Source organism: uncultured Wocania sp. (assembly GCF_964021735.1).
Classification (GTDB): Bacteria; Bacteroidota; Bacteroidia; order Flavobacteriales; family Flavobacteriaceae; genus Wocania_A.
Map to the genome: position 1 here is coordinate 1 of NZ_CAXIBN010000203.1, position 5,398 is coordinate 5,398.

The 5,398-nt window shown below is 29.2% G+C and carries 3 protein-coding genes and 1 pseudogene; 3 read left to right on the forward strand and 1 reads right to left on the reverse strand.

Translation table 11 applies throughout. From position 1 onward, the window contains the following. Positions 1-1,556, reverse strand: a 1,556-nt coding sequence (locus AADI82_RS13520; protein ID WP_341216955.1) for a SusC/RagA family TonB-linked outer membrane protein, incomplete at its 3' end; no start/stop codon positions are given. A 281-nt stretch (positions 1,557-1,837) separates the two neighbouring features. On the opposite strand from AADI82_RS13520, the gene AADI82_RS13525 reads away from it, so the two are divergent. The 3 genes and pseudogenes from AADI82_RS13525 to AADI82_RS13535 all read left to right on the forward strand — a co-directional run. Continuing rightward, complete coding sequence (locus AADI82_RS13525) at positions 1,838-2,437, forward strand: ribonuclease HII (RefSeq protein WP_341216956.1); 600 nt, start codon at positions 1,838-1,840, stop codon at positions 2,435-2,437. An 89-nt stretch (positions 2,438-2,526) separates the two neighbouring features. Then, a complete protein-coding gene (locus AADI82_RS13530) occupies positions 2,527-4,953 on the forward strand; it encodes a ribonuclease HII (protein ID WP_341216957.1) in 2,427 nt (808 codons plus the stop codon). A gap of 81 nt (positions 4,954-5,034) precedes the next feature. Beyond that, positions 5,035-5,398 (forward strand): annotated as a pseudogene (locus AADI82_RS13535) (OmpA family protein); the annotation flags it as partial.

A 5,398-nucleotide genomic window follows, 5' to 3' on the forward strand; every position in this document is an offset into this window, starting at 1 on the left:
TCAAAACTAAAAGAATCAAACAAATAATTTTCGTAACTTAAATTAGTTTTAAACGTTAACCCTTCAAAAATCTTAATTTCAGCAAAAGCAGTACCTAAATAACTAGTTCTTCTTCTATTTTCTGTTCCTAAATTTATACTTGCCAAAATATTTTCACCATTGTTAATTGGTCTTACACTGTTTACAGCCTGACCAACAAATCTTCCATTACCTAAATCGTAAAATAAATTTCCAGTCTCATCACGTCTTAAAGTTCCATTCGCATCTCTGGCATAAATAGGATATATACTAGACATACCATAAATAGTTGAAATAACTTGATTTACTGTTCCAGAAGTTTGATCTGGGTTACCAGAATCTGACCTAGAAAAACTTGTATTAAACCCTACTTTAAACCAATCATTTACTTGCGATTCTAAATTTACACGAGCCGAGACCCTTTCAAAGTCAGACTTGATAACGGGACCTTCTTCATTTAAATAATCAAAAGACATAAAATATGTAGATTTATCGCTGCCTCCAGATAAACTAATATTATGGTTAACTCTTAAGGCATCATCACGAATAACTTCGTCTTCCCAACTAGTTTCCCATAATTTGTCTGTCGTCACAAGATTTCCGTTTGTATCAACAGGATTTGATACATTATAAGGATTATAAGCTAATCTATCAACTAACCCATTTGTAGCATTTTGTGCGGCATCGGTAGCAGACTGACCTAATACATATTGATTAGTATTTCGCATCGCTTCCCAAGTATATCTAAATGTGTCATCTGCATCTATTAAATTATGCAAACCTACAGTTGGATTGGAAAGTCCTATTTGCGACCTAATAGTTACTTTAGGTGCTGAATTTTTTCTACCTTTTTTTGTTGTAATAACAATAACTCCATTTGCTCCTCTAGATCCATAAAGCGATGTAGAAGACGCATCTTTAAGAACAGATATCGACTCAATTTGATCTTGACTTATACTATTCAAATTCCCATTGTAGGCCGCTCCATCTAAAACTATAAGTGGTTCTTGAGATGCATTAATACTACCAAAGCCTCTAATTCTAATAGAAGGATTACTACCAGGTTGTCCACCAGCAGTAAGAATATTAACCCCAGGAACAGCACCCTGCAATGCTCTTAAAGGCGATGTTACTTGTTGATTTTCAATTGTTCCGCTTGATACAATACCAACAGAACCAACAATAGATTGTTTAGTTTGTGTACCATAAGCAACCACCACCACCTCATCTAGAGCAGCTATGTCTTCTTGCATAGACATATTAATTGTGTTACTTGCTCCAATAGTAGCTTGGGCATTTTTCATTCCTACAAATGAAAAAACAAGAATTTCACCAACAGATGCTTTAATGGTATACTTACCATCAAAATCTGTTTGCGCTCCTCTTGTTGTCCCTTTTACTATTACGCTTACTCCAGGTAATGGCAAACCATCTACAGATGATGTTACTTCTCCTGAAATAGATTTCTCTTGTGCATTAGAGAATTGAATTGAAAACGCCATTATTAGCGTTAACAACCATGTCAACTTTAATTTCATATAACAATTATTTTGAGTTAGTCAACCACAAACATCTTAATAATATATTAAATAAACAAAGTAATACATTAAAAAAATGTTAACAAAAGCAATAATTAACATTTGCCATAATGAATATTCCTCAAAAAAAAAGCTTATATGAAAATATAATATTAAAAAAAGCAATAAAAAATAAGAATTTGATAACAGAAGGTGCCTTTTTTATAAAAAAATGAATAAATATATTATGTATGCATAATAAATACTAGTAAAATTATAGATTTGAAAATATTTACACTAAAATGCTATTAAACAATTATTCAAATGAAGTGTTAGAATGCGGAACCGATGAAGCCGGTCGTGGCTGTCTTGCTGGCCCTGTAACTGCTGCCGCTGTTATACTTCCCTTAGATTTTTCGAATCAATTTTTAAATGATTCGAAGTTGCTTAGCGAGAAAAAAAGAAACCTTTTAAAGCCTATTATAGAAATTGATGCCTTAACCTTTGGTGTTGCACACATATTTCAAGAAGATATTGATTCTATTAATATACTTAATGCATCAATTTTAGCTATGCATAAATCAATTGATAAACTAAAACCAATCCCAAAATTTATAATTGTTGATGGCAATAAATTTAAACCTTATAATAACATTCCTTTTAAAACAATTATAAAAGGTGATAGTAAATATTTAAGTATTGCTGCTGCCTCTGTTTTAGCAAAAACGTATCGTGATATTTATATGAATACAATTCATGAAGAATTCCCCATGTATAATTGGAAACAAAATAAAGGTTATCCAACTAAAGAACATAGAGAGGCAATTAAAAGATATGGCATAACAAAATACCACAGAAAATCGTTTAGATTGTTACCTGAACAATTAAAATTAGAAATTTAATTGTTCTAGTAAATACTATTCGACTTTAATAAAAGTTTCTGTTTTTTAAAATGAAAAATATGTAGGTTTGTAAAAATTAATTCCATTCAATGAGATTCTTTTGTTTTACCCTCTTATTATTAACATTTAGTTGTACAAACCATAAAGCAACCAGAACCGAACTCATTCATTTTATTCCAGAAAACACATCGATAGTTTTAAAAACCTCGAATATTGAAAGTCTAAAAAGCGATATTCAAAACAACGATTTCATTCAAAAGCTATCAAAAACAAATACTTACACTAATTTAGAAAGTAAATTAGAACCTTTATCACTTTTACACCCTGAAAGCGACCTATTGATTTGTTTTTCAAAAGGAAATAGCGACAACCTTCAATATTCAATTGTAACAAAATATCATAAAAAATTATTTAAAACAGATTCTTTACCTAATTATATTGAAGAAACGCTTACATACAAAAACAAATCCATCACAAAATCAAAATTAAACAACAATACGTTTTATAGTACAATTATAGATAGCATATTTTTTGCATCGTCTTCTAAAAAAATAGTAGATGCTGCTTTTTTAAATACGATTAAAAATATTGAATTAGAAAAAATTTATAACACCTCTAATAAAAATGAATCGTTATCGTTCATAATTAAAAATGAAAATGAATTTTTAAAATCGTTTTTTATTGAAGATTCTATCAGTTTTATTAAATTTTCAAATTATTTTGCTGTTGATGCCAATATTAGTCAAGATGAAATTTTAATTAATGGCATTACAAAAGCAACCGATTCATCAAAAAGTTTAATCAATATTTTTAAGAATACTATTCCGCAAGAAAATCAAATTCAAAACATAACACCTTCAAATAGTGATGGTTTTATGAGTTTTACTTTTAATGATTTTAATGCTTTTGAAACCAACCTATCAAAATTCAACAAAAAAGATACGATTGTTTCCACGACTCTTTTTGATAATATTGCTGAAACTGGTGTGATTTACGAAGGTGAAAAACGTGCTGTAATTTTAAATTCTATTGACGTTATTGCCACCAAAGATGCTTTACTAAGCGAGCTGAACATTGTTGACTCTTACAGACAAGTTGATATTTTTAGTTTTAGCGAATCTGATTTATTTTCAAACATATTTCACCCTTTAATTACTTTTAATAACGCTACTAAATATTGTGTATTAGATAACTTTTTTGTGTTTGCTGAAAACTTAGAAATACTTCAAAACATTATTGCTAATTATCAAAACAAAACCACATTAAGCTCAACATCTTATTTTAAAAATATTAAAGCTAATTTAAGCGATGAATCTTCTTTATTAATGGTTGTAAATCCATCAGTTTTAAAAACTATTTTAGATAAAAATCTTGAAGACAACTCTAATTTCAAATTAAGTAAATATAATGCTTCTGCTTTACAATTTATTTACGAAACCAATTTTGCACATGTAAATGGTATTATTAAAAAAACAGAAACAAGAGGCTACCAAAACTCTATTTCTGAGCTATTTAACATTAAGTTAGATGCCGATTTATTAAACAATCCACAGTTTGTAATCAACCATATTACCAAACAAAAAGAAATTGTTGTACAAGATGTAAATAACAAGCTGTATTTAATTTCTAACAAAGGAAAAATTCTGTGGAAAAAACAATTACAAGGTGCTATTTTAGGAGATATTGAGCAAATTGATATTTACAAAAACGGCAGGCTTCAATTCGCTTTTGCAACACCAAATCGTGTTTATGTAATAGACAGAAACGGTAAAGACGTGGCGCCTTTCCCTAAAAAATTTGGCGATAAGATTACTCAACCACTATCAGTTTTTGATTATGATAAAAAGAAAAATTACAGGCTACTTGTTACTCAAAATAAAAAGGTATTTATGTACGATGTTAATGTAAAAATTGTAAACGGTTTTACATTCAAATCTGCTGACAAAACCATTATTAGTCAGCCAAAACATTTCAGAATGAGTGGTAAAGATTATTTAACTTTTAAAACCGAAAACAAACTTTATATTTTAGACCGCACAGGAAAAACAAGAGTAAAACCAAAAACTTCAAATAATTTCTCAAACGAAGCTGTATATCTTTATAATAATAAGTTTACAACTACTACGGAAAATGGTAATTTAGTATCGATTGATACCAAAGGTAATACTGCTGTTAAAAATTTAAATCTTTCAAATAATCATCATATACAAACCACAAGCAAAACGCTTGTAACGCAAACCAATAACAAGTTAACCATTAAAAACCGAGCTATTGAACTTGATTTTGGTAATTATACAAATCCAAAAATATTTTATTTAAATGATAAAATTTATATATCGGTAACCGATTTGCAATCTCAAAAAATATACCTCTACGATAGCCAAGCGAAACTCATAAAAAACTTCCCCGTTTACGGGAATTCTCAAATAACTTTAGATAATATTGATAAAGACAAAAGTCTTGAGTTTGTTACAAAAGGTGATAGTAATTCTATTATTTTATATCAAATAAACTAAAAATACTATTTAATACTAATTAAGATTTTGCAATTGCAAACTAATTTTTATCTTTAGGCAGCTATTAATCAAATATTTACAATGAAACTACCTGAAAGCGCATTACGCATTTCCCTTCTTGGGATTGCTCTCTTGTTTTTTATATCGAATACTTATGCGCAAACTAAACAACTAAAACGTCCAAAAAATAAAGCTGGCATTTCTAGTGTTGATAATTTTGTAACCCAATCTTTCGATTTATACGATAAAGTATATAAATATGATGGCTACGCCGCTGCAGGAACACCACTTGAAGATGAAGATATTGATGTTTTAGAAGATGCACTAGATGATTTGCAAGGCTTAAGCGAAAGCGCACCAGATATTTTAGGAGATATTGATGGCGCAAGTGTTTTAAAACAAACCAAAGCCACTTTGCAAATTAACAAAGCAAAAAAAGCATTAA